The sequence below is a fragment of the Corynebacterium sp. genome (assembly GCF_030532965.1).
Taxonomy (GTDB): domain Bacteria; phylum Actinomycetota; class Actinomycetes; order Mycobacteriales; family Mycobacteriaceae; genus Corynebacterium.
In genome coordinates, this window is sequence record NZ_JAUNKC010000003.1 from 1 (window position 1) to 21,013 (window position 21,013).

Below are 21,013 nucleotides of genomic sequence, written 5' to 3' on the forward strand. Positions count from 1 at the left end.
TGTGGCTTGAGCGTGTGACTTGAGCCTTGAGTACTGCTTCCTATCCAGACAAAGCCCCCGATCAGCATGGTTTCAGAACACCCCACAAACCACCAACTCGACTAATCCGCCCCAGGAACACCGAATACCCCGCCCTCATGCAGGATCAGTCGAGTTCACCCACCGCTACAAACTGGGATGTGCCAATATGCTCGCCATATGGCGACTACACGGACTCGATACTGCTTTACGCAGGGCATATGAACATGGAACTGTGCTTGCAGGAATGAGCGCTGGTGCAGCCTGTTGATTCGAGGCGTGTCTGATTGACTCTTTCGGGTGCTGGCTCCCCTGAAGGATGGTTTGCAGATCCTGTCGGGAAGCTTTTGCCCGCACTACGACACAGAAGAAGACCGCGCTGAAGTATTCGCCGATGCGATTACTCAGGGTTTGCTACCAACAGGAATCGGGTTAGACGATGGTGTTGCAGTGCGGTACGCAGGTGAAACGCTCGTTGAGGTCTACAGTGTGGCCAATCGGCGCACTATCCACCACATAGGGCGTTAACTAGCTATCGCTGCGCGTGCTGCGAATATGGCTCCCAAGGCGACGGCGTCATCACCGACTTGGGCGTGGCGAATGGTTATGTTTTTGTCCGTCACCAGCGGGTAGGCTTCGAGCGCATCATGGCATGCCGGTTGGAGGATGTCCCATGCGCCTAATACGCCGCCGCCGATGACCACTGTGGTGACGTCGAAAAGCGTGGCCGCCATGCAGAGTGCTTTGCCGAGCTGAAAGCCTGCGTCATAAAGCACCTCGCATGCACCCTCATCCCCGGCGCGCGCCGCTTGTGCGACATCTTGTGTGGTGGCTGTAATCCCAGTGCGCTTCGTGTAGCGTTTTGCGATCGCGCGGCCCGCTGACCTGGTTTCCAGGTGTCCAACTCCGCCGCAGGTACATGGTAAGTCGCCGAAACCGGGCATGTGGCCTATTTCCGCCGCAGCCCCTGCTTCGCCCCGGATGAGCGTGCCGTTGTATAGCACTGCGCCGCCAACGCCGGTGCCTAGCATGACGCCAAGCAGATTGTCGGTGCCATGGCCGCCGTGGCTGAATTCGCCGAGGAGAAAGGCGTTCACGTCGTTTTCGACCACAACCGGGATCCCGAGTTTGGTCTCTAGGATTGCCCGTAGTTGAAAACCGGACCAGCCCGCAATGGCGTCGGAGGCTGTGCGTATCGCCCCGGTATCAGGGTCGACGATTCCGGTGGTTCCTATGCCGATTGCGGCTGGGTACGGGTCCAATGAACCTACATATTCAACGATGCGATCCACCATATCAGCAGCATCGGTGGTGTCATGTCGATGCCGGGCGATGATTGCACCAGTTCCATCGACGAGAATATATGCGGTCTTGGTGCCGCCGATGTCAATGCCAAGGATAGTCTGAGTGCTCATGATCTGGTTTTCCAGGTTTGTACGGTTGTGACTAGTGCCGTTACTGTTTCGCGGTCGGTGATGTAAGTGTGCTGTGATCCGCCGCCGGGCCCGCTGGGGCCGGTATCTGGCCCTATGGTGCTGCAGGATGCGTGGATTGCGTGGACGCCAGTGCCGCGCAAAAGCTCAACGTTTGCTGGGCTTATCCCACCACCGGCCATGATTTCTACGCCCGGTGACGCCGATGCTAATGCTTTAAGCAGCTCAGGCTTGTCGACGGCGCTAGGCTCGCCAGCCGAAGTAAGCACCCGAGTAATACCGAGCTCGGCGCAGGTTTTCAACGCAGCTTCGCGGTCTGTCAGGGTGTCGAATACCCGGTGCAAGGTTACCGATGCGCCACCGGCTGCGGCTACTAGTTTCTCCAGTGCCGCGGTATCCAGGCTGCAATCCGGCAGTGCTGCACCTATTACGATGCCAGCGGCCCCGCAGGAGAAGGCGTCGCGGGCTTCTTCTGCCATGAGGTTTATCTCATCGTGGGTGTAGCAAAACCCACCGGGTCGGGGGCGGATTAACACGTGCACATCTATGTCCACGTCGACGCAGGCGCGGATCGTCGCATCACTTGGGGTCAGGCCGCCGGTTGTGTGGAGGGCCTGGCACAATTCGACACGGTCTGCACCGGCGTCGTAAGCGATGCGGGCACCTGTTGCGTTTTGGACGGCAATTTCTATCTTGGTCATAGCGCACCCCTTGGGTTATAGGCGTCTTGTGTGCGCAGCACGGCAACCGGCAGCCCCCGTTGATCGTCTGGAAGCGCTCCCGTAACTGGCCTGCCGTCTAGGGTGAATAATGCGTGGTCGAGTGCCGGTATTTCAGCTGTGCCTGGCTGCATGAGGTAGATGAAAACTTCCTCGTTTTTGGTCACTGCTGCCCAGCGGTCGTTCGGCTCCCCCAGGCCACGGTATGGGCGGGTGCCTGTAACTGCATCGCCGTGCGTATCCATCCATTCGGCCAATCCGTGGAGGGTTGGGATGTATATTTCCGGGACTCTTCCTGCCGCGTCCAATCCGATATTCAGCAACAGATTCCCATTGCGCGCAACCGTGTGTGCGAGTAGCTTCACCACTTCCGGGGCACTGAGCACATGCTCTACGCCTTCTACATGGTTATAGCCAAACGACGCACCCAACCCCCGGGTTGCCTCCCATGGGTGGGAAATAATCTCATCAACATCGGTATATTCCCGGGTTAAATGGCCGTGGGCAGGAATGCCGAACCGATCGTTAACTACCCCGGAAGGTACCTGTGCGAGGTAATCACGCAGCAATGCGGCAAGTCCGAAGTCCTCCGCGCCTTTACCGGCGTCTGGCCATTCGATGTCGTTCCAGAGAATGTCCGGACGGTACTTGGTAATAAGCTCGCCTAGTTGGTCGGCGCAGTATGTGGCGAACGCCGCATCGTTTCGGCGGTAGATAAATAATTCGCGATTACTTTGGATCGGCGGAAAATCGCTCACATGCCAGTCCAGCGCCCCGGAATAGTACAGGCCTACCCGAAGATCCGCCGCGCGCGCCGCGCGAACAAATTCGCTGATGAGGTCGCGTTTCGGACCACGGTTCACCGCATTGAATGGGGTGGTCTGAGTATCCCATAAGCAAAAACCATCATGGTGTTTCGTCGTGGGGATAACGTAGCCCGCGCCGATGCTGCGGAAAGTTCGGATGACAGTGGCGGCGTCGAAAAGCGAAGCATCAAAGTGGTCGGCGAGGTCCTCATAACTGGTGCCCACCCCGTATTTCTCAGCGACATACTCAGCCGCCAAACTGTCCGGAATACGCATGGTATTGCCGATCCACTCCGCGTAATGGTGGTGGGCATAGGCTCGCTCGGGCGGAATATAACGACCATCATCGACTTCCGCCCAGGCGGGCACTGAGTAAATACCCCAGTGCACAAACACCCCAAGCTTGGCGTCCCGCCACCACGACGGAACCGTCAGATCCGGATAACGTGGCGCCGGTGAGAAAACCGGGCCGGTACGTAATTCGAAGTTAAGCACAGCAAGTCTCCCCCTCCGGCGAAATTGTCTGTTGCATGAGGTCAAGCGGATGGTGGCAAGCCACGAAATGCCCGGACCCGTTGTCTTGCAACGGCGGCTCCGTCCCGCATTCCGCGGTGGCAAACGGGCAGCGCGTCTTAAACCGGCAGCCTTCCGGCGGATTGATCGCACTGGCGGGCTCGCCCTGCAACACGATGGTGTCGTCGCTCACGCGATCCGGATCAGCCACCGGAATCGACTCCACCAGCGCCTTGGTGTACGGGTGCCGCGAATGATCGACAACCTCGTCGGCCGGTCCGATTTCTACGAGCTTGCCTAAATACATCACCCCAATGCGGTCGGAGACGTAACGCACAACCGACAGGTCGTGGGAGATAAACACATAAGTCAGCCCCAGCCGTTCCTGCAGATCCCGCATCAGGTTCAAGACCTGCGCCTGCACTGACACGTCCAAGGCGGAAACCGGCTCGTCACACACGATCAGCTTCGGGTCCAGCGCCAGCGCGCGAGCCAACCCGATGCGTTGCAGCTGCCCGCCGGAAAACTCATGCGGATAGCGCGCTAACGCGTCCTCCCCCAGGCCGACCGCCGCCAAAAGTTCGCGCGCTTTTTCTAGGCGCTGCTCTTTGGTACCGATACCCTGGATCGACAGCGGTTCGGTGAGGATGGAATCGATGCGCATCCGTGGGTCCATCGCGGCGGCGGAGTCCTGGAACATCATCTGCACGTCGCGATGCAGAGCTTTTCGACGCCCACCCCGCACGCCCGCAATATCTGCGCCATTGAACGTAACCGTACCGGAGCTCAGCTCATCTAAAACCGCGATCAACCGCCCCAGCGTGGATTTACCACAGCCCGATTCCCCCACGATCCCTAAGGTTTCGTGCTCTTGCACACTGATGGACACATCGCTTACCGCATGCACCGAACCAATCCGGCGCCGGAAAATCCCACTGCTAAACGCCGGATATTCCTTCACCACGTTTTCCACCTCTAATAACGGGCGGGCAGAAGTGGTGTCGTTGACCTCCACCATTCCAGTGGCCTCACCGGTTATAAGCGGCGGCCCGGCAGGAAAATGGCACGCCACGATATGGCCAGGCTGATCTTTGAGCGTTGACCGGAATTGCGGCAGCTCACTAAAACACTTCGCCTCCGCGAGTGGGCACCGGGGTGCAAAGGCACACCCCTGAATGATTCCCCGCAGGCTCGGTGGTCGCCCCTCAATGGTGTACAGACGTTGGCCGGTTTTGCGGGCTTGCTCCGGCAACGCCGCAATAAGCGATCGGGTGTATTGATGCTGTGGCTTCCTGAAAATCGCACGAGTAGAACCCGTCTCCACAATGCGCCCGGCATACATCACCGCGATCCGATCAGTCCGACCGGCTACAACACCCATATCGTGAGTGATAAGCATTACGGCGGTATTGAGTTCCTGCTTAAGCGAATCGATCAAATCCAGAATCTGCCGCTGGGTGGTCACATCCAACGCGGTCGTCGGCTCATCGGCGATCAGCAGCTTCGGCTGGCAGATCAACGCAATGGCAATCATCACCCGCTGCCGCATACCACCCGACAACTGATGCGGATACTCCTGCATCACCCGCTCAGGCCGCGGCATACCAACCTTTTTCAAAACCTCGATCGCCCGCTCATGGCACTGCTTCTTATCCAGATCAGTGTGATACCGCAGCGGCTCCATCAGCTGAACACCAATGGTCAAGGTGGGGTTAAGCGAGGTCAAGGGGTCCTGGAAAATCATTCCCATATCCATGCCCCGGGAACGCCGAACCTCTTTCTCACTACGCTGGAGCAAATCTGTACCAGCAAACCGCATTTCACCACCACTGACGTAGCCACCAGGCGGCAATAACCCCATGAGAGCCAAAGCGGTCATGGACTTACCGCACCCCGACTCGCCCACAATACCGACGGTTTCACCCGGATAAATATCGAGGTTCACCCCCTGAAGCGGGCGCACGGTGCCACCACGCACAGCGATGCTTACTTCCAAGTCACGCAAACTCAAAAGCGGCTGGGAACCATTAGGGTGCACCGTGGCGATTGGGTTGTATTCACCAGTGTTCATTTCTAGCTTCCACCATTCACTTTAAGTTGGAACTTCTGCTGTGGATTCTGGTTACAACGGTGTTATCCTCAAGCCTTCCTAAAACCGGATCACCAGCCGTGTACAACCAGTCGCTGCAGCAGCTTGTCAGCCACCGGCTCTTCGGCCGCATGCCAGGCGCGCAAAGCAAGTAACGAACGCTGCGCCAGCACGCAAGTGCATATGCGACCTTAAGAGCCATTTTTAATCACTATCTCCTGCGTAACCGCACTTCAAAGGCATCTCGGAGCCCATCGCCGACAAAGTTGAAGGCGATGACGAGCAGAATAATCAATACGCCAGGCGGGTACAGCAACCACCAGTGCGAGGAATACGCTTCCGCCAAACCGGAGGACAGCATTCCGCCCCAGTTAGCCGCAGGTGGCGGCACACCAAGCCCCAGGAATGACAGGTAGGCCACGTACAGCACCGCGTCTGCCACCTGGAAGGTGGCATTGACGATCACCGTACCGATTGCATTGCGCACAATATGGCTGCGTACTGCACGCACCGATCCGCCACCCATGCCCCGCATAGCGACGATATACTCCCGCGACCTGAGCGCAATGGCTTCACCACGAATCAGACGCGCAGGGTTGAGCCAGGCGAATGCCCCGATAATGACCACCAACAGCCCGACGGTTGGGGTGACAATGGTGGCGATCAACATAAACAAGAACAATGCGGGGATGGCCATGAGCGCATCGACGATGCGCATCATAGCGGCATCGATCCAACCGCCGAGGAATCCCGCGGTTGCACCCCAAATGGTGCCGATGAACGTGGCGAGCAATCCGGCCGATAGCCCGATGATGATCGACGTTTGCCCGCCTACCATCAGCCGACCGAGAGTGTCATAACCGACACCGTCGGTGCCGAGCGGGTGCGCGCCGCCGGGGTCTTGGTATGCATCGGCGAGGTTGGTGTGAACCTGGTCGGTGTGGTGAATAAACGGACCAACGAAGCAGAACAGGGTGAGAAAAATGATGATGATTGCGCCAGCTACCGCCAAGCGGTTTTGCATGAATACCTCAAGCCCTTGGCGGAGGGAGCTGCGGAGAGGTTCGGCGGAATCAGAGTGGTTGTGCGACACTCCGGAAGCGGCCACGCCAGCGGCGGGCGTGCCAGCGGCCGCTTGTGGGGTTTCGCGGGGTGGTTCGTGTGTGGTTGTCATTAGTTTTTACCTCCGCTGCGAACGCGAGGATCGGCGATGGCATAGCAGATGTCGGCCAGCAGGTTTCCTAGCACGGTGGCTAAGGAGACGATGACGGTTACCGCAAGCAGCACTGGATAATCTCGGTGCTGGGCCGCCTGCCAGAACATCAATCCCATGCCGGGATAGTTAAAGAGTGATTCCACCACCAAGGCACCGCTGAATAATGCGGGCAGGTACATGCCCAAGAGGGTGATGATAGGAAACAGGCTATTGCGCAGTGCATGTCCAAAAATGATGCGGGATTCGCTTAAGCCTTTGGCCCGCGCGGTGCGGATGTAGTTTTCGTTGAGATTGTCGATCATCGAGGATCGGACGTAGCGGGAATACGCTGCCATGGTGACCACTGCGAGCGTTACCGCAGGTAGAATCAGGGCTTTGAAGTCTGAAAGGACTTCGCCAAGCGTGTATCCTTGGGGCGCTTCGGGCGGCAGGATCGCTAGTTTTTGGGCGAAGATGATGATGAATACCAGCCCCAGGAAGAAGAGCGGGGTGGAGTACGCGAGCAGTGCGAAAACGGTTCCGATATAGTCGGCGGCTTTGTTGCGCTTCACTGCTTGGTAGACCCCCAGCGGCACCGCGAGAGTGACCGCTATGCAGATTGACATCAAAGATAGCACCATGGTTTTTGGCATGCGTTGAACAATCGCCTGCGAAACCTCCTGGTTCATTTGGGTGGAATATCCCAGATCACCGGTGAATAACCTGCCGAGATAGCTTAGGTATTGCAAGGGTAATGGCTGGTCAAATCCGTTAGCTGCGTTAAAGGCGTCGATCTGCGCTTGGGTTGCTTCCTTTCCCAGCGCTGCGCGCGCCGCCCCACCGGGTAGGAGGTGGAGAATAGTGAAAGTAATAAGCGTGACGAGCAGCACCACGACGAGTGCTTGCAGGAAACGCTGCAATAGGTAGCGAGTCATCTACGTTGTCCTTGGGCTGGTTTCGGTGGGCGTTAGGCGCCGAAGTTGTGCTTTTCGACGCCTAACGCATGAGGTAGTACACCGTTACTGGGTGATCTTCCAGTCTTGTGGGTACATTCCCAGGGTCGGATCCTGTGGATCAATGCCGGAGATATTGCTCTTGTATGCGGATGTCTGGGCAACTGGGTTAGGCATCCACAGCACCGGCAGTTCTTCGGCGAGATAGGCGTTGTATTCGTCCATTGCCTTATCGTCGGTGCCGAACTGTGTCTTTTCGATCAACTCGTCAGCCTTCGGGTCGTTGTAGCTGCCGAGGTTAACGGCACCGTCGGAGGCAAATAGCCGTTCACCGGAGGCATAAACCGGGAAGTACCACGATGATTGCGATCCGAAGAAGGACAGATCCCAGTCGCACCCAGGGTCAGTGGACTCGCATTTCTGAGTAACGGACACCGAGTCAGGCACTTCCTGAATATTCAATTCGATGCCTACTTTGGCAAATTCAGATTTCAGCGATTCAAACATCTTCGATGTGGCGGAGAAGCCGGACTGGCTGGTCACTTTGAAGCTGAGCTTGGTGCCTTCGGCAATGCCTTCACCACACTTGCTGGCATCGGTGCAGGTGGCAACGCCAGCGCTGGTGTCCCAGCCGTGTTCTTCCAAGAGTTTGCGAGCGGCTTCCGGATCGTACTTGTAGGCGCAGCCTTCCATCGAGCCGTCGGAACCTGGTTTCTGCGGGATCGGCCCACAGGTTGGGGCCGCGGTTCCTTGCCACACCACCTTGGATAGGGTTGGTTGGTCGATCAGTTGCTGCATTGCCTGCCGCAGGTACTTTTGCTTAAACAGCACCCCGGTCTTAGGGTTATTGAAGTTAAACGGCATGTAGGTGATCGACCATCCGTACCACGGGCTTACGGTATAGCCCTTTGATTCAATGAAGTCTTTTTGGTTGATAGCACCAGCTGGGATGTAGCCGTAGTCAACACCGCCGGAACGCAGAACGTTGAATTCGGCATCATCGCCCGTGAACGGCTTATAAACGATCGAATCGAGTGATGGCTTGTCCTCGCCGCTGTAGTCCTTGTTAGCGACCAGTGTAACCTCGCCGTTTGGAACAAACTTGTCTACCGCAAACGGCCCGGAAATGGTCTTCCACAGTGGGCTCGTCGCATAGCTAGAAGTGTCCTTCGATGCGGCGGTGAGCTGCTCGAATACCTTCTTTGCGCCTTCGTCGGTTGCGGACAGATCTTTGTCGCCACCGGCCTCAGGATCATCGTTATCCCAGGCGTGCTTTGGCAATGGCACCATCTTGCCCAGTTGGTTTCCGACGAACCATGCCGGGGAATAGGCTTTGTCGGTGGTCAAGCTGAAGGTGCGGTCATCGATCACCTTGAATTCGGTGACGTTGTCGGGCAGATGCCCTTTCTTATACGATGCCCACGCCTCTTTATTGGCATTGACCAATCGCCACCAGAATTCGATGTCTTTGGTGGTGATCGGAGTGCCGTCGCTCCAACTGCGGTCTTTCAGCGTGATAGTCAGCGTCATACCGTCGTCGCTGACTTCTGGAATTTCTGCTATCGAGCGCTTTTCGTTGATGTTGTACTTAGCGTCGCTGCTGAGGTCGTAGTTAAACAGTGGCGAGTACAGATTGTTGATAAACAGTGAGTTTTCGCCTTGCGTGTGACCCGGCGCGCTGATTGGCAGGATCCAGCTTGGGGTCTTTAAGGCGATGGATACGGAATTGTTGGCAGCGCCATTGCTGGCTGCGCCGCCGCTTCCGGCGTTGTCTGCGTTACCTCCGCAGGCTGTGACGCCGAGAAGTGTTGTTGCGGCGAGCAGAGCAATGACTCGACGAGAGCGAGTTAAACGTCGCATTGTTCTTCTCCTGTTGTCTGTGAGAACTTTGGCACGAGGCAGTTCCGGTTGAGCAGGGAAATGACCGTGTGATTGAAATATTAGTCACGTGAAAGAACTTGTTTTACCGTTTTCAGATAAATTTTTTTATTTTTTTGATGGAAAAAGTCACTTTTTCCATCGTGGGTGTTAGGGTATATTGTGACAGTCGTGATAAAACCGCCATAAGCTGCGCGAAAGGAGAACCAATCCCATGAACGATCTGGCAGCCCCTAGCGCTAAAACAATCATCAGCGAGCTTATCGACGCCACCCCCGCAGGCATTTCTCGCGCCGAGATCGCATCCACAACGGGCTTTTCTTCCTCCACCGTGTCCAATATCGTCCGAGAACTCATCAGCGCTGGCGAAGTGGACGAATCCCCCGCCGCCAGCACGGGTGGCAGGCGCACGCAAGTGTTGAAACCCACGCACCGCCATGATCCCATTTGGCTTTCTGAAATAGGTTCCGCCCATGCCCGCATCGGTATAGCCGACCGACCCGGAAATCTCGTTGCCACAGAAGAGGTACCCCTGTCGTTAACCGACCGCCCCCACGTCGTCCTGGCAAATATCATCGACCACTTGCAGAAACTTTCCGAGAAATCCCTCGGCAAATCAGGTGCGGCGGCATTGGGGATAGCGCTTCCCGGGCCGGTGGATCGAACCGAGCACATGGTGGTGGGGGCCGCCCGGATGCCCGGGTGGAATAACGTCGCACTGGCCCCCATTCTCCGCGAGCTTATCGACGCCCCTGTGGAACTGGACAACGATGCCCGCGCGGGTGCCGTCGGGGAATGCGCCATGCGCGAGGAAACCCCCGGCACCTGGAACGGCATTTATATCAAGGCCGGAACCGGAATTGGCGGCGCGGCCGTGCTCAACGGCGAAATTTACACCGGCGGTCGGGGGCTTGCGGGCGATATCGCACACAATTCCGTCCCGGAGGCTGGTGATCGTCCCTGCAGTTGTGGCCGTACCGGCTGCATGGAAACCGTCGCCAGCGGCGCGGGCATTATCCGCGCGCTGGGTGAAGAAGGCATTGATGTTCATACCGTCGCCCAAGTGGTGGAACGCGCCGAGCAATGGGATCCGGTGGTAACGACCATGCTGCGTGGTGCAGGCACCAGCGTCGGGCGGGTATTAGCGCCCCTGGTTACGTTCCTTAATCCCACAGACGTCATCGTCGGCGGTTCCTTATCCAGCATCGACGTCTTTACCGCGTCGATACGCAGTGAACTCTATGCCCGCTGCCTGCCGATGACCACCAAAGATCTCACCATTGAGGCCTCCCGCACCAAGGCCGACGCCGCCCTGTATGGCATGGCTGAGCTGTGCTTTGCCGCCATCAATCGCACGAATCAAGGAGCCACTACCCCATCATGACCACATCCCGACCTCGAATTGCCATCTGCGGTTTACACACCGAATGCAGCACCTTTACCCCACATATCGCCACCGCCGCCGATTTCACCGTGCTGCGCGGCGATGCATTGCTTGAACGTTATCCGTGGATATCCGAAACCGATCGTGACTGGTCCCAATCAGTCGAATGGATCCCCATCCTGCACGCTCGCGCCGTGCCCGGCGGCCCGGTCGAAACCGCGGATTACTACAGCTGGCGGGACGAAATCTGCGAAAAACTCGCCGAAGCAAACACGACGAAAGCCCTAGATGGCATCTATTTCGATATTCACGGCGCAATGAATGTCATCGGATTAGACGACGCCGAAGGCGATCTCATCACCGCAATCCGGGGCACCGTCGGCAATGACGTTTTCGTCGGCTGCACGATGGATCTGCACGGAAACGTATCCACCACGTTCTTCCACGGCTGCGATCAACTCACCTGCTTCCGGCTCGCCCCGCACGAAGACACTTGGGAAACCCGGGAACGTGGTGCCCGCAACCTGTGCCAGGCTTTGCTTTTCGACGCCGCAAAACCGCACAAAGCACTCGTGCACGTCCCCATCCTGCTACCTGGGGAAATGACCTCCACGCGGCTCGAACCCGCCAAGTCCCTCTACGGAAGCATTCCCGCGATCGAAGCTCTGGACGGGATCACCGACGCCGCCATTTGGATTGGCTACGCCTGGGCTGATGAGCCGCGTTCCACCGCAACCATCGTTGTCTACGGTGATAACGCACCACTCGTGGAGGAAAAGGCCCTTAAACTAGCCAAACGGCTCTGGTCGGTACGCCACGAATTTGAATTTGTCGCCCCCGCCGCCCAGTTCGACGACTGCCTCGAAAAAGCGCTCAGCGCCACGCCTGACCAGCACCCATTCATCATTTCTGACTCCGGCGACAACCCCGGCGCGGGCGGTGCTGATGACTGCACATTCACCCTTGATGCCCTCATGCATTCCGAAGCGGTCAACCACCCGAGTGTTCTCGCCTCCATCGTCGATCCCGCCGCTGTTCAAGCCGCCGTCGATGCTGGCGTTGGGGCTGAGATAACCACCCCGGTTGGCGGCCACATCGACACCACCCCACCCGGCACCGCCACTGTATCGGGTATCGTCGGCGCGCTTGCCGACGACCCCACCGGCGGCATGTGCGCCCGTATTGATGTGGGCAAACTACAGGTGATTATCACCAGCCGCCGCACCCAATATGCGACCCTGGATATGTACCGTCGCTTAGGGATTGAACCGGAAGACATGGAGATCATCTGCGTCAAAATCGGATACCTGGAACCAGAACTCCACGCTATTGCCAAGGGTTGGATGCTGGCATTGACCCCCGGCGGCGTTGACCAGGACCTTATTCGCCTCGGCCATCACCGGATCACTCGACCGATGTTCCCCTTCGACCCGGACATGGACGAACCTAAGTGGGTGGTGGTGACTAACGCCTAACCAACCGAAACCTTGATATTTTCATTCTTCGACGACGTTTATCACCGACAATGATGCTCGTCGTCGAAGTTTTCGAAATGGCCGCGAACCGGAATTCTGTTCAATCGTACTAACAATAATGACAGGGCTTCATGTTTTCTTGTTGTTCTATGCAGGTGGTGTGTACGCATGTGGCACCTGTAGCGGCACATACGTTAGTTTTCTCACCGCTTAACTAAAGTCCATGCAATTTCTGACTTAGTTGGAGAATTATTCGGGCAAAAAATTCTCGTTGGTCGTAACTTTTGCAACAACTTGCTCCAGCATAGAAGCTTCACGGGCAGGTAACTCCCCTAAGATACGGCTAATATCAACTGCAGCTATTGGTTGGGGAGAAACTGTCCACAAAGATTCAACCCGTGCCCCGCGTCGAACTTTAGCTTCAAACGACTCCATGCCGAGATAGACTGTGTCAAGCCCTTCTTCAATTGCGAAATCGACTGGTTCGTAAATTGCTAGAACCCCATAAGCACCCGCGTTTTGGATACGACTACGATCAAAACCGACAAGACGAACGTAAAGACTATCTCCATATCGAAAGCAAAGGCTAAAAGCACAAACACCGTATTCATCGGTGGCTAGAAATACAACCGAATCTTCCCCAAGGCTATCGCGTTGTCTGCGAAGAAGATCCGTTAAAACACTGTCACTGTGATCATGACCGTATCCGCGCTGCACCTGCCCTAACAGCGGGCCGAGAACTTCGGGAGTTGCAGGTGGTTCGCCAAGCGTACACCGTCTTAGGCTGAGATTGGATTCTTGAAAACGTCGAAGCTCTCGTCGGGCGTTTGTACGGCGTTGCTTCGAATCAAATCTCGAAATAAAGTCGTCCAGGCTCGAACAATCATCAACATCGATCAGGCAATGTGCGCCTGCAAAAGAAAGATTGCCACCCAATGCTGCATGGACTCGTACGGCATCAGCAGGTGGCAGGTAAGGCCACGTATACTGAAGTGTATTAAAATGCTTGCAGGCGTGATCGACGATTACGCGGAGTGAATCATCACTTGGGTTTCCCAACAACGGTGATAAATATCCTCGACGTCCCCCCAAAATCAAACCAGGATGATAAAAACTATTGTTTTCTTCGGGACTGTAGTGTGCCGCAAGGAATACTGAAGGTGCATTTTCCGTGTCGTGAAAGTATGCCGGTGTGGAAACACCGTCAGAGTCAGCGGATTCGAGCCAGCAAGGGCTCAAATAGAAGCCTCCCTTAGTGTTAGAGGCTTCCGCCCAACCTGGAACCTGTCCAGCACTTTTATAACTGCGGATCATAGCGACTGCTCCAGAAGAATACGAACCTGTGTTGGTGCATCTTGATTAAGGTCCACATCAAAATACGTGCACCCTGCATTTGTTGCGGAATAAAACACTTTTTTCGTTTCTCGTTGAACTACCCCTTGGGAAGGGTCCTTGTGTACGTCCAACTGTGTTTCTTTTTGAGGTGGAATGAGCGGTTTTACTTCAAGTGGAGTGGTTGTACAAAGGTGACCGGGGATGCCAGATAGGCGTTGCCGCTGGGTGCTGGTAAGGCCTTCCGGTAACGCCACATGCCAAATGTTTTTCACTACAGATGGAATGTCGACCGCTGCTTCATGTCCGCAGTCTGCTGCCCAAGAGTAACGGGTGACATTAATTCCACTGGATAATTCCAAGGCAAGGGGGATGCCCCCACCTGCAGGGCGACAAGCTATCTCCCCCAAATATAGACCATCGGTGGTAAGCAAAGCTTCTGCGTGGAATACACCGGTTCTAAGGCGCACAGCTTCGACCGCCTCTTCCGAAAGGCGTAGGCAAGCTTGTGCAATGTCGCTTCCCTGATCGAGAATTCGCGAGGAATAGGTGCGCATTGCCTTCGCACTACTAAGCATTGGTTCCCCATACTGCGATGCAACAGCAAACATCACCGTGCCGTCATTAATCACGCCATCCATGTGAAACTCAGCCTCCACCCTCAATGCTTGTTCGCATAGGATAGGAAACTCTATTTCTTCGGCTGGTATACCAGGCACAAGCCTGGTTACACCAGCACTTCCACCACCGAACAATGGTTTGATGACGACCTCGTCGTTCAAGCGTTGTCTTGCAAGCGTTAGTTGCTGCTGATTTTCAACACGCACAAAATTAGCAGTACGAATTCCGGCTGCACTGAAGCACTGTTTCATCACATACTTGTTGGTGGAGCGTATCGCCGCTTCCATCCCTGTACCGGGAAGTCCAAGGAGAGTGCGCACAAAGGCGCCAGCTGGAAGACCGGTCTCGAACGGTGTAATTACTGCACGTACTTTTGCAGCACGGGCAGCTTTAAGTACGGCGGAAAAAGCCTGCATGCCGGAGACTTGGGTACCTGGGTGAACGATATCCGAACCGGTTACCCGACCAACTACCGCAGGATCACCATCTGTAATGACGTGCGCGTTGGGGAAAGCTTCGTGCATCTGCGGCGACACGCTTCTAGCGGCTGACATGATGATGGCAACTGGTTCATCACTTATTACCTGTGAATCGGCAATATTTGAACGAGAGCTTGGTCTTAGCATTGTTTCTCCCAGTGCGTGAGCACTTCGGCAAGAAGGTCATTCATCTCTTGGTCACTAAAAATACTTCTGCGAGCTTGAATTTCCAGGAAATAGTCAGGCCCACATCGCAAGACGTAGGCCATAGCATCAAATTTCACATCGACCTCCATAGTGGTGACACCTGGAACCGGTGACGAAGCTACTTCCATGTGTGAAGCAAAAAACCCAGTGATGGGAAAGCGATCCTCACTTGTGGGCTGACCCAAATCATCCATAACCTGGTCATATTGATAATCCTGGTTTTCTAAGGCTCCGAGCAAACGATCTTGCAGCACAGCTGGGGTGACTTCGTCCGCACGCAAACGCACGAGCACCAAGCTGATGAAGTTGCCAACGGTTTCCGCAACTCCACTAACGGTGCGCCCAAGACCAGGAGTACCGATTAAGAAATCCGTACGACCAGTACGTGACATGAACTCACGAAACATCCCCAACATCACCCCCTGGAAAGGCGTGATACCACGAACCCGACTAGCTTGTACCAGTTCTGCCGGAATTGGGCATACTGCTTTCCATGCTCCTGAATCGTCCCTGGTGGACTCCATCACAATAGGCAGCTCAGGCGGATCTGCAAGCTGTTGTTCCCACCAGGCTTGGGAAACCGTACGTGGTTCAAGGTTGGTAAACTCTGCGTAGGTTAAAGCTGTAGGTTCAGCTAATTGCTTTTCCTGCAGCAAATCCGTCGCCTCTTTGCGTAGCACCGACTGACTGTGCCCGTCGCAAAAAAGGTGGTGGATAACCCAACATAATTGTCCATCTACCAAAGCCCAACGATGGGGTGGATACTGTTCAACGGGGATAGGTTCACCGAGTTGCTGATCCCATTCAGCTTTGTGGAGGTGCTTGATCGGCGGAAGTACACACTCTTGCTCTGATCGAAAATGTTGCAGCCCTTGCGTGGTGTCGATGGTGCACCGCAGACTGTCGTGCCGGGACACAAGAGTGTGAACTGTTTGTGTCGCTACCTTTAAAGCAGTCTCCAAATCGTCCCTTAATTCCGGTGGAAGCGGGACCGCCGTGGTCATGTTTGCCCAGTTACGATTTCCATTCGGTAGATACACTCGTGCGTAGCGGCGCTGTCTGGCAGTCATTGGCAGCGTTCCTGAAAAATCCTGAAACTCTGGTGCTCTCGGTCGTGTTGATGACAGGTTGTGTTGCGTGTTTTCTAAAGAAGGAGTGTGTTCTACAGATACCGCAACGGCATGTGGAGTGCGTAACTCAAAAAGAGTACGCATACTGACGTTCACCCCGACAGCAGCTAGTTTCGTTGCCCACACAGCAGCCTCTAACGAAGTGCCGCCTGCAGCGAAGAAATCTTCACTTGGGCCAATTTTAATCCCAAGAGCCTCAGCTGCACAGTCACAGATTTGACGAAGCAACGGACTTTCAGTGTTACTAGAATTGTGAAGCACATCAGCGTCGTCATGCAGAATCTTTCGCAGTGCCGTACGATCAAGCTTTCCTCGATAATTGAGCGGCAACTCCTCGAGCACTAGTAACCGTGCAGGCACGTGCGTAGTTGGCAGCAGATTCGCCAGTTCACCAAAAAGTTCTGAGGCGTTTCTGGTGGCGCTCTGCGCAAAAGCGGCCAGGGTAGTTCCCAACTCCTCCTCCACGGCTAAGACAGTTGCGTTTTCGACACCTGCACAGCTGGCAATCACCGCAGCCACCTCAGTCGTGTTCACCCGGACACCTGCAACCTTGACTTGTTGGTCAGTACGTCCTTCGATGACAAGTCCATGGTCGGTATCCCTACCTAAATCGCCAGTGGCAAACCACCACCGACCCCCTTCCTGGTAGAAGGAAGAATCCTCGCGGTTCAGATAACCATTAAGTACAAAACTAGGACTGATATGGACTTCACCCTCACGAAGTGTGAACTGTGTGCCGGGAAGCGGGTTTCCAACTGGACAAACGCCAAGGCCTTCCCATTCCGTTGCATCAAAGAAGAACTTCGCAAGGGTCGTTTCGCTTGGGCCGTAAAGATTGATCACCTTTGCATGTGGGGCAAATGTTTTTAACGCGGTGATGTGTTGTAGATAAAGCGGTTCGCCCGCGAAAAACACAAGCCGAAGTGTCTGAGAACAACCATGTGCGCGTCTTAGCCAGCGCATCGCGAGGCTCGGCACCACGTGGCAGACAGTAATATCCTCGTCAAGGAAAAGTGTTGCTGGATTACGGCAATCTTCTTCGCTAGGTAACACGAGTGTTGCACCAGCTGCCAGTGGAGTAAGTGCATCGCGTAAAAATACATCAAATGTTGGTGGCGTTAAGCAAGCACATCGATCGCGATCCGTGATTGCAAAAGTGTCTACCTGCCAGTTAATGAATTCATTTAAACCTATACCAGAACCAATGATTCCTTTAGGTTTTCCTGTAGTTCCGGAGCTAAACACCACATAGTTAGATACGGCATTTATGCGAGAAAGAGCTGCATTGGGATGGGGACCAACTACCTGAACATCGAGAGCCGCCCAACTGCAAGGCTTTTTTGGGCTTGAATCAGTTGCAAGGACTGCAGAAACACCGGTTTGTTCTAGAATCTGAGGCACGTGGAAGTGTGTGCATAGAGCAAAATCGAGCCCGGATTGAAGACAAGCAAGTAGCGCTACTACAGTCTCTGCGGTAGGCCGGTCGTGCTGTCCTGCAATGGCTACAAGCCCGCCTGATGGACACGCATCCTCAAGCCTAGCTGCAAGTTTTGTGACCGCATCCCCTAGTTCTTTGCGTGAAATCTCGGTGCGCAGATCTTTGTCTCGTACAACAATTGCAGGTGCCGCAGGATCATTACTGTTCCAGCTTTGAATGTGATCGATAACTTCCCTAGGACACGAATTCGTATACGAAGACTGCATATCTAACCCATGACCAGATAGTTGGTACCCGGCATGAAGTGTTTTGCATGCGGTGCCAAGTTATCCACGTTCACCGTCTTCATGATCCACCGGTGCTTTAAAGATTCACCAGAGAGAACTTCAATTATCTCCTTTGCATGGATTGTGTGATTATTATATGTCGCAACAAACTGGCCTGGGGCAACAAAGAGCCGCTGCTTATTCGAATGGAGAGCTTCATTGATGCGTGGGATGAGCGCCTGCGCTCGTTCTGTCACTCCTACTGTTCGATTCTCGAAATAGCGTAGGTTTGTTACCTCACTAAGTACTGGGTGCCTAGGGGCTTCTCCAAGCTGAAGCGAGCCGTCTTTAACAGTCAAATCGTCATATGGCGTTGCGAACTCATGTGAGCGTAGGATTTCGATTTCTTCCTCAGTAAACTCCTGAAGAACGTCGATATTGCGTGTGAAGCTCGTATAGACCTTGTTCATCGGATCATTTCGCACACCCACCATATAAACTTGGTTTGGGCGAACGAAATGGTTCGCCAGATCCTTATGGAAGTATATTTCAGTAAGCGCTTTTTGGGATTGTGTGTTCTGTAGCTCTTGCTTTGGGTGAATATCCTGGAATACATCGCCGCCATTGACGTTCAGGTAAGAAATCGCCGGAGTCGCCGCTAATTGAGCAAACAATTCAAGAAAGCTCTCCGAATAGAAAGAGTTCTTACGGGCGCGCTTATCGTTGACCGGATCCGAAAAGTCCAGCAGAGGAACATCGTCGACAGGAATATTGTCCACAACAAAAACTGGGTCAGCATCTCTATCCCAACGAGGTAAATCGGATATAAAATCCATGAAACGTTGAGGGATTAAATCATCGGTTATAAGTCGACCGATTTGAAAACGGAATGCTTCGTATTGACGGTAAGGATTTGCCGAAATACTTTCGAAGGAATGCGCGAGGGATTTTTGTTCGTCATCGGTGAAAGTGAAAGCAGTTTTGATAGACCATGTAGTCGTCATGCCAGGTCTCCTTTTTTATCAGTTACTCGGATAATTATTTAACTTGAATCAGTGTTAGCTGGTTTTGCTTTCCATATTGGACGCTAAAGTGATTTGCACAATTCCGGCAACAAGATACACGGTACCAAGAAGCAGCCAACCACTGTGTCCAAAAGTTACAATCCAGCCGAGGCAAACCGGTGCAATTGAACGAGCAAGAGTTCGCCCAAAAGCATATGCAGCCTGGTATTCCTGATGATTGTTTTCTGGTGCTGCAGCATAGGAAATGTGAAATTCTGCGCTGGACTGCCAGAGTTCACCGACCGTGAGGGCAATTACACTGCCAAGAAGACATACCAGAGCAAGTAATTCGCCAAAGTGACTACTTCCAGCTAGCAGAACAGTCATTGTCACAGTGGCCATAGTTGCCACCGTTGTCACCACGGTAGGGCTTAGTTTCGCTGCCCGTTCAGTGTTGCGTAATTGAAATAGGATAACAATGCACGCGTTAATGGCCGCAGCAAGCCCAACGAGACTCATTTTATCCGAAAACTTCAGAAGCACTACCGCCGGTATCACGTATGTGAGCACATCTGTATGTGTGGACAAAAGTCCATTAGTCACAAATAACCCAACATATCGGGCATCACGATACGGATTGGCATTGTTCGAAGTTATGGATTTACGCACATGCGTTTTGCCAGACAGATCGCTGAGCGTTGTACGAGATCTCGAACGCGACGCTCGAACCAGCTGCCGGATCATGCTAAGGAAAGCAAGAAAAGTGAAAAAGCTTGCTAGCAGTATTGAGGCTCTTGCGCCGTAAGAACTAATCTTTAAAAATAGAGCTGCTAATAGGCCACCCAGGCCAATTCCAATGTTAGAGATAGTGCGGAGTGCCGCACGTGTCGTAGCTAGTGCACCAGTTGGGATCTCCATTTCTGCGATTAGCCCACCGACTGTTGCACCAATAGCCGCAGTACAAAGCGAAAAAGCGATAATAACGCTTGTTCCTATCACCATGCCGAAAGTCAACTGCCAACCGATAAGTACTATTGATTGAATCAGCAGGGCGTACGTGTACACCGTTTGGGAACTGAAAATTCGGGCAAGTCTGCCAATAATGGGAATTGCGGCCAACCCGGTAAAACTACCAATGCTCGCTGCCCGCGTGAGACTTGCAATATCAAATCCATGGTTGGTGTTGAAAAATAAAACCATCGTCGCAATAACGAGACCAGCGGAAGTTGAAGCCAACAAATTGGTAACAGCAAAATGAGAAGCCTCTCCATTAGGCCAGTTCGAAGGCTTTGCAAGCTTAAATACGCCAATAGTGCGATTTGGTTGTACGAAAAGTGCTCTCTGGCTACGCATTTCCCTCCCTTCCACCTAGTCTAAGAATTGCTAATACGTGACGGAAAATACAATTATTTCCGATTGTGATATGCAAGTCAATTCTGATAAATGAAGTTCAAGTATTGTTACGTGTGGGCATTTTAGAGCTGATCCTCCTAGTTCCATGCTCGTCCTGGGGCAAAGCTTCAGGACAGGCGAAAGATGAATCAAGAAACTTATACGATTCAATGCATGGAACCTCCCCGCGCTTGACTGAAAGTGTGTCCGTTTCCGAGCGTGAACACAGTTTAGCGGGGTTAACGTGGCGTTGTATATGCTTCCGAACCATATACAACAGTGGTGACGTCAGAAAGACCGTGGGTTGGCATTGAAATATGCTTTGGCGTTTAGTTAAATCATTCTTTTCCTACAACCAACCCCGGTGCACGGTTGGTCCAGGGACAATAAAAGAATACAACCACCAGCGCCGGGACACTAAGACATTGACTGGACACTTTTTATCCGTTAACGCACCTTTAAGGACAGCCCACAGATAAGCAAAGGGGCCATCTCTTTCGAGACGGCCCCTGGTTTTAGTAGCGGGGACAGGATTCGAACCTGCGACCTCTGGGTTATGAGCCCAGCGAGCTACCGAGCTGCTCCACCCCGCGCCGTGAAGCGAAGAACATGCGTTCCTTGCAACGGGTGATTACTTTACCCAGCTTGCAGTTAAAGCACAAATCCCCAGCATATAAACCC

At 54.1% G+C, this 21,013-nt stretch carries 16 protein-coding genes and 1 tRNA gene; 4 read left to right on the forward strand and 13 right to left on the reverse strand.

The window, feature by feature from the left end; translation table 11 throughout:
* Positions 1–187: 187 nt before the first annotated feature.
* Both Q4D85_RS14510 and Q4D85_RS02210 read left to right on the forward strand, forming a co-directional pair.
* Positions 188–289, forward strand: a complete 102-nt coding sequence (locus tag Q4D85_RS14510; RefSeq protein ID WP_368502236.1) for a Type 1 glutamine amidotransferase-like domain-containing protein — start codon at positions 188–190, stop codon at positions 287–289.
* A gap of 29 nt (positions 290–318) precedes the next feature.
* The gene (locus tag Q4D85_RS02210) at positions 319–546 is read left to right on the forward strand and encodes a Type 1 glutamine amidotransferase-like domain-containing protein (protein WP_303197929.1); all 228 of its coding nucleotides are present in this window, start codon (positions 319–321) and stop codon (positions 544–546) included.
* Here Q4D85_RS02210 and Q4D85_RS02215 read toward each other — a convergent pair.
* The 7 genes from Q4D85_RS02215 to Q4D85_RS02245 all read right to left on the reverse strand — a co-directional run bounded on the left by Q4D85_RS02215 (position 543) and on the right by Q4D85_RS02245 (position 9,586).
* A complete protein-coding gene (locus tag Q4D85_RS02215; RefSeq protein WP_303197930.1) occupies positions 543–1,433 on the reverse strand; it encodes an ROK family protein in 891 nt (296 codons plus the stop codon). The two genes, Q4D85_RS02210 and Q4D85_RS02215, sit on opposite strands and share 4 nt — an antisense overlap.
* Positions 1,430–2,152, reverse strand: a complete 723-nt coding sequence (locus tag Q4D85_RS02220) for a copper homeostasis protein CutC (RefSeq protein ID WP_303197931.1) — start codon at positions 2,150–2,152, stop codon at positions 1,430–1,432. The genes Q4D85_RS02215 and Q4D85_RS02220 overlap by 4 nt, the downstream gene beginning before the upstream one ends.
* Positions 2,149–3,471, reverse strand: a complete 1,323-nt coding sequence (locus tag Q4D85_RS02225) for an alpha-L-fucosidase (protein ID WP_303197932.1) — start codon at positions 3,469–3,471, stop codon at positions 2,149–2,151. The genes Q4D85_RS02220 and Q4D85_RS02225 overlap by 4 nt, the downstream gene beginning before the upstream one ends.
* Positions 3,464–5,560, reverse strand: a complete 2,097-nt coding sequence (locus Q4D85_RS02230; protein ID WP_303197933.1) for an ABC transporter ATP-binding protein — start codon at positions 5,558–5,560, stop codon at positions 3,464–3,466. Before Q4D85_RS02230 ends, Q4D85_RS02225 begins: the two co-directional genes overlap by 8 nt.
* Before the next feature lie 229 nt (positions 5,561–5,789).
* Positions 5,790–6,752 (reverse strand): ABC transporter permease, encoded by a 963-nt coding sequence (locus Q4D85_RS02235; protein ID WP_303197934.1) that lies wholly within the window; start codon positions 6,750–6,752, stop codon positions 5,790–5,792.
* Positions 6,752–7,708 carry an ABC transporter permease gene (locus Q4D85_RS02240; RefSeq protein WP_303197935.1) on the reverse strand — a complete coding sequence of 319 codons (957 nt, stop codon included), beginning with the start codon at positions 7,706–7,708 and terminating at the stop codon, positions 6,752–6,754. Before Q4D85_RS02240 ends, Q4D85_RS02235 begins: the two co-directional genes overlap by 1 nt.
* A gap of 84 nt (positions 7,709–7,792) precedes the next feature.
* Positions 7,793–9,586 (reverse strand): peptide ABC transporter substrate-binding protein, encoded by a 1,794-nt coding sequence (locus Q4D85_RS02245; protein WP_303197936.1) that lies wholly within the window; start codon positions 9,584–9,586, stop codon positions 7,793–7,795.
* A 232-nt stretch (positions 9,587–9,818) separates the two neighbouring features.
* On the opposite strand from Q4D85_RS02245, the gene Q4D85_RS02250 reads away from it, so the two are divergent.
* Both Q4D85_RS02250 and Q4D85_RS02255 read left to right on the forward strand, forming a co-directional pair.
* On the forward strand, positions 9,819–10,988 hold the full coding sequence (locus Q4D85_RS02250) for an ROK family protein (protein ID WP_303197937.1): 1,170 nt from the start codon (positions 9,819–9,821) through the stop codon (positions 10,986–10,988).
* Entirely contained in the window at positions 10,985–12,463 is a 1,479-nt protein-coding gene (locus Q4D85_RS02255; RefSeq protein ID WP_303197938.1) for a M81 family metallopeptidase, read from the forward strand. Before Q4D85_RS02250 ends, Q4D85_RS02255 begins: the two co-directional genes overlap by 4 nt.
* Positions 12,464–12,712: 249 nt before the next feature.
* Here the strand turns inward: Q4D85_RS02255 and Q4D85_RS02260 are convergent, their stop codons facing one another.
* From Q4D85_RS02260 to Q4D85_RS02285, 6 genes are all read right to left on the reverse strand, one after another.
* The gene (locus Q4D85_RS02260; RefSeq protein ID WP_303197939.1) at positions 12,713–13,777 is read right to left on the reverse strand and encodes a GNAT family N-acetyltransferase; all 1,065 of its coding nucleotides are present in this window, start codon (positions 13,775–13,777) and stop codon (positions 12,713–12,715) included.
* Positions 13,774–14,940, reverse strand: coding sequence for an acetyl-CoA carboxylase biotin carboxylase subunit family protein (locus Q4D85_RS02265; RefSeq protein ID WP_303197940.1), 1,167 nt, complete (start codon positions 14,938–14,940; stop codon positions 13,774–13,776). The genes Q4D85_RS02260 and Q4D85_RS02265 overlap by 4 nt, the downstream gene beginning before the upstream one ends.
* 95 nt (positions 14,941–15,035) lie before the next feature.
* A complete protein-coding gene (locus Q4D85_RS02270; RefSeq protein WP_303197941.1) occupies positions 15,036–17,936 on the reverse strand; it encodes an AMP-binding protein in 2,901 nt (966 codons plus the stop codon).
* Positions 17,937–17,938: 2 nt separating this feature from the next.
* Positions 17,939–18,940, reverse strand: a complete 1,002-nt coding sequence (locus Q4D85_RS02275) for a hypothetical protein (protein WP_303197942.1) — start codon at positions 18,938–18,940, stop codon at positions 17,939–17,941.
* Between the two features lie 54 nt (positions 18,941–18,994).
* Positions 18,995–20,293 carry an MFS transporter gene (locus Q4D85_RS02280; protein ID WP_303197943.1) on the reverse strand — a complete coding sequence of 433 codons (1,299 nt, stop codon included), beginning with the start codon at positions 20,291–20,293 and terminating at the stop codon, positions 18,995–18,997.
* A gap of 558 nt (positions 20,294–20,851) precedes the next feature.
* Positions 20,852–20,925 (reverse strand) — tRNA-Met (locus Q4D85_RS02285).
* Between the last annotated feature and the right edge of the window lie 88 nt (positions 20,926–21,013).

Excerpts from the sequence above, each read along its gene's own strand:
- Q4D85_RS02250 (WP_303197937.1), top strand. The coding sequence starts at position 9,819 with ATGAACGATCTGGCAGCCCCTAGCGCTAAAACAATCATCAGCGAGCTT.
- Q4D85_RS14510 (WP_368502236.1), top strand. The coding sequence starts at position 188 with ATGCTCGCCATATGGCGACTACACGGACTCGATACTGCTTTACGCAGG.
- Q4D85_RS02265 (WP_303197940.1), bottom strand. The coding sequence starts at position 14,940 with ATGCACGAAGCTTTCCCCAACGCGCACGTCATTACAGATGGTGATCCT.
- Q4D85_RS02230 (WP_303197933.1), bottom strand. The coding sequence starts at position 5,560 with ATGAACACTGGTGAATACAACCCAATCGCCACGGTGCACCCTAATGGT.
- Q4D85_RS02220 (WP_303197931.1), bottom strand. The coding sequence starts at position 2,152 with ATGACCAAGATAGAAATTGCCGTCCAAAACGCAACAGGTGCCCGCATC.
- Q4D85_RS02245 (WP_303197936.1), bottom strand. The coding sequence starts at position 9,586 with ATGCGACGTTTAACTCGCTCTCGTCGAGTCATTGCTCTGCTCGCCGCA.
- Q4D85_RS02235 (WP_303197934.1), bottom strand. The coding sequence starts at position 6,752 with ATGACAACCACACACGAACCACCCCGCGAAACCCCACAAGCGGCCGCT.
- Q4D85_RS02240 (WP_303197935.1), bottom strand. The coding sequence starts at position 7,708 with ATGACTCGCTACCTATTGCAGCGTTTCCTGCAAGCACTCGTCGTGGTG.
- Q4D85_RS02260 (WP_303197939.1), bottom strand. The coding sequence starts at position 13,777 with ATGATCCGCAGTTATAAAAGTGCTGGACAGGTTCCAGGTTGGGCGGAA.
- Q4D85_RS02255 (WP_303197938.1), top strand. The coding sequence starts at position 10,985 with ATGACCACATCCCGACCTCGAATTGCCATCTGCGGTTTACACACCGAA.
- Q4D85_RS02275 (WP_303197942.1), bottom strand. The coding sequence starts at position 18,940 with ATGACGACTACATGGTCTATCAAAACTGCTTTCACTTTCACCGATGAC.
- Q4D85_RS02215 (WP_303197930.1), bottom strand. The coding sequence starts at position 1,433 with ATGAGCACTCAGACTATCCTTGGCATTGACATCGGCGGCACCAAGACC.
- Q4D85_RS02280 (WP_303197943.1), bottom strand. The coding sequence starts at position 20,293 with ATGCGTAGCCAGAGAGCACTTTTCGTACAACCAAATCGCACTATTGGC.
- Q4D85_RS02270 (WP_303197941.1), bottom strand. The coding sequence starts at position 17,936 with ATGCAGTCTTCGTATACGAATTCGTGTCCTAGGGAAGTTATCGATCAC.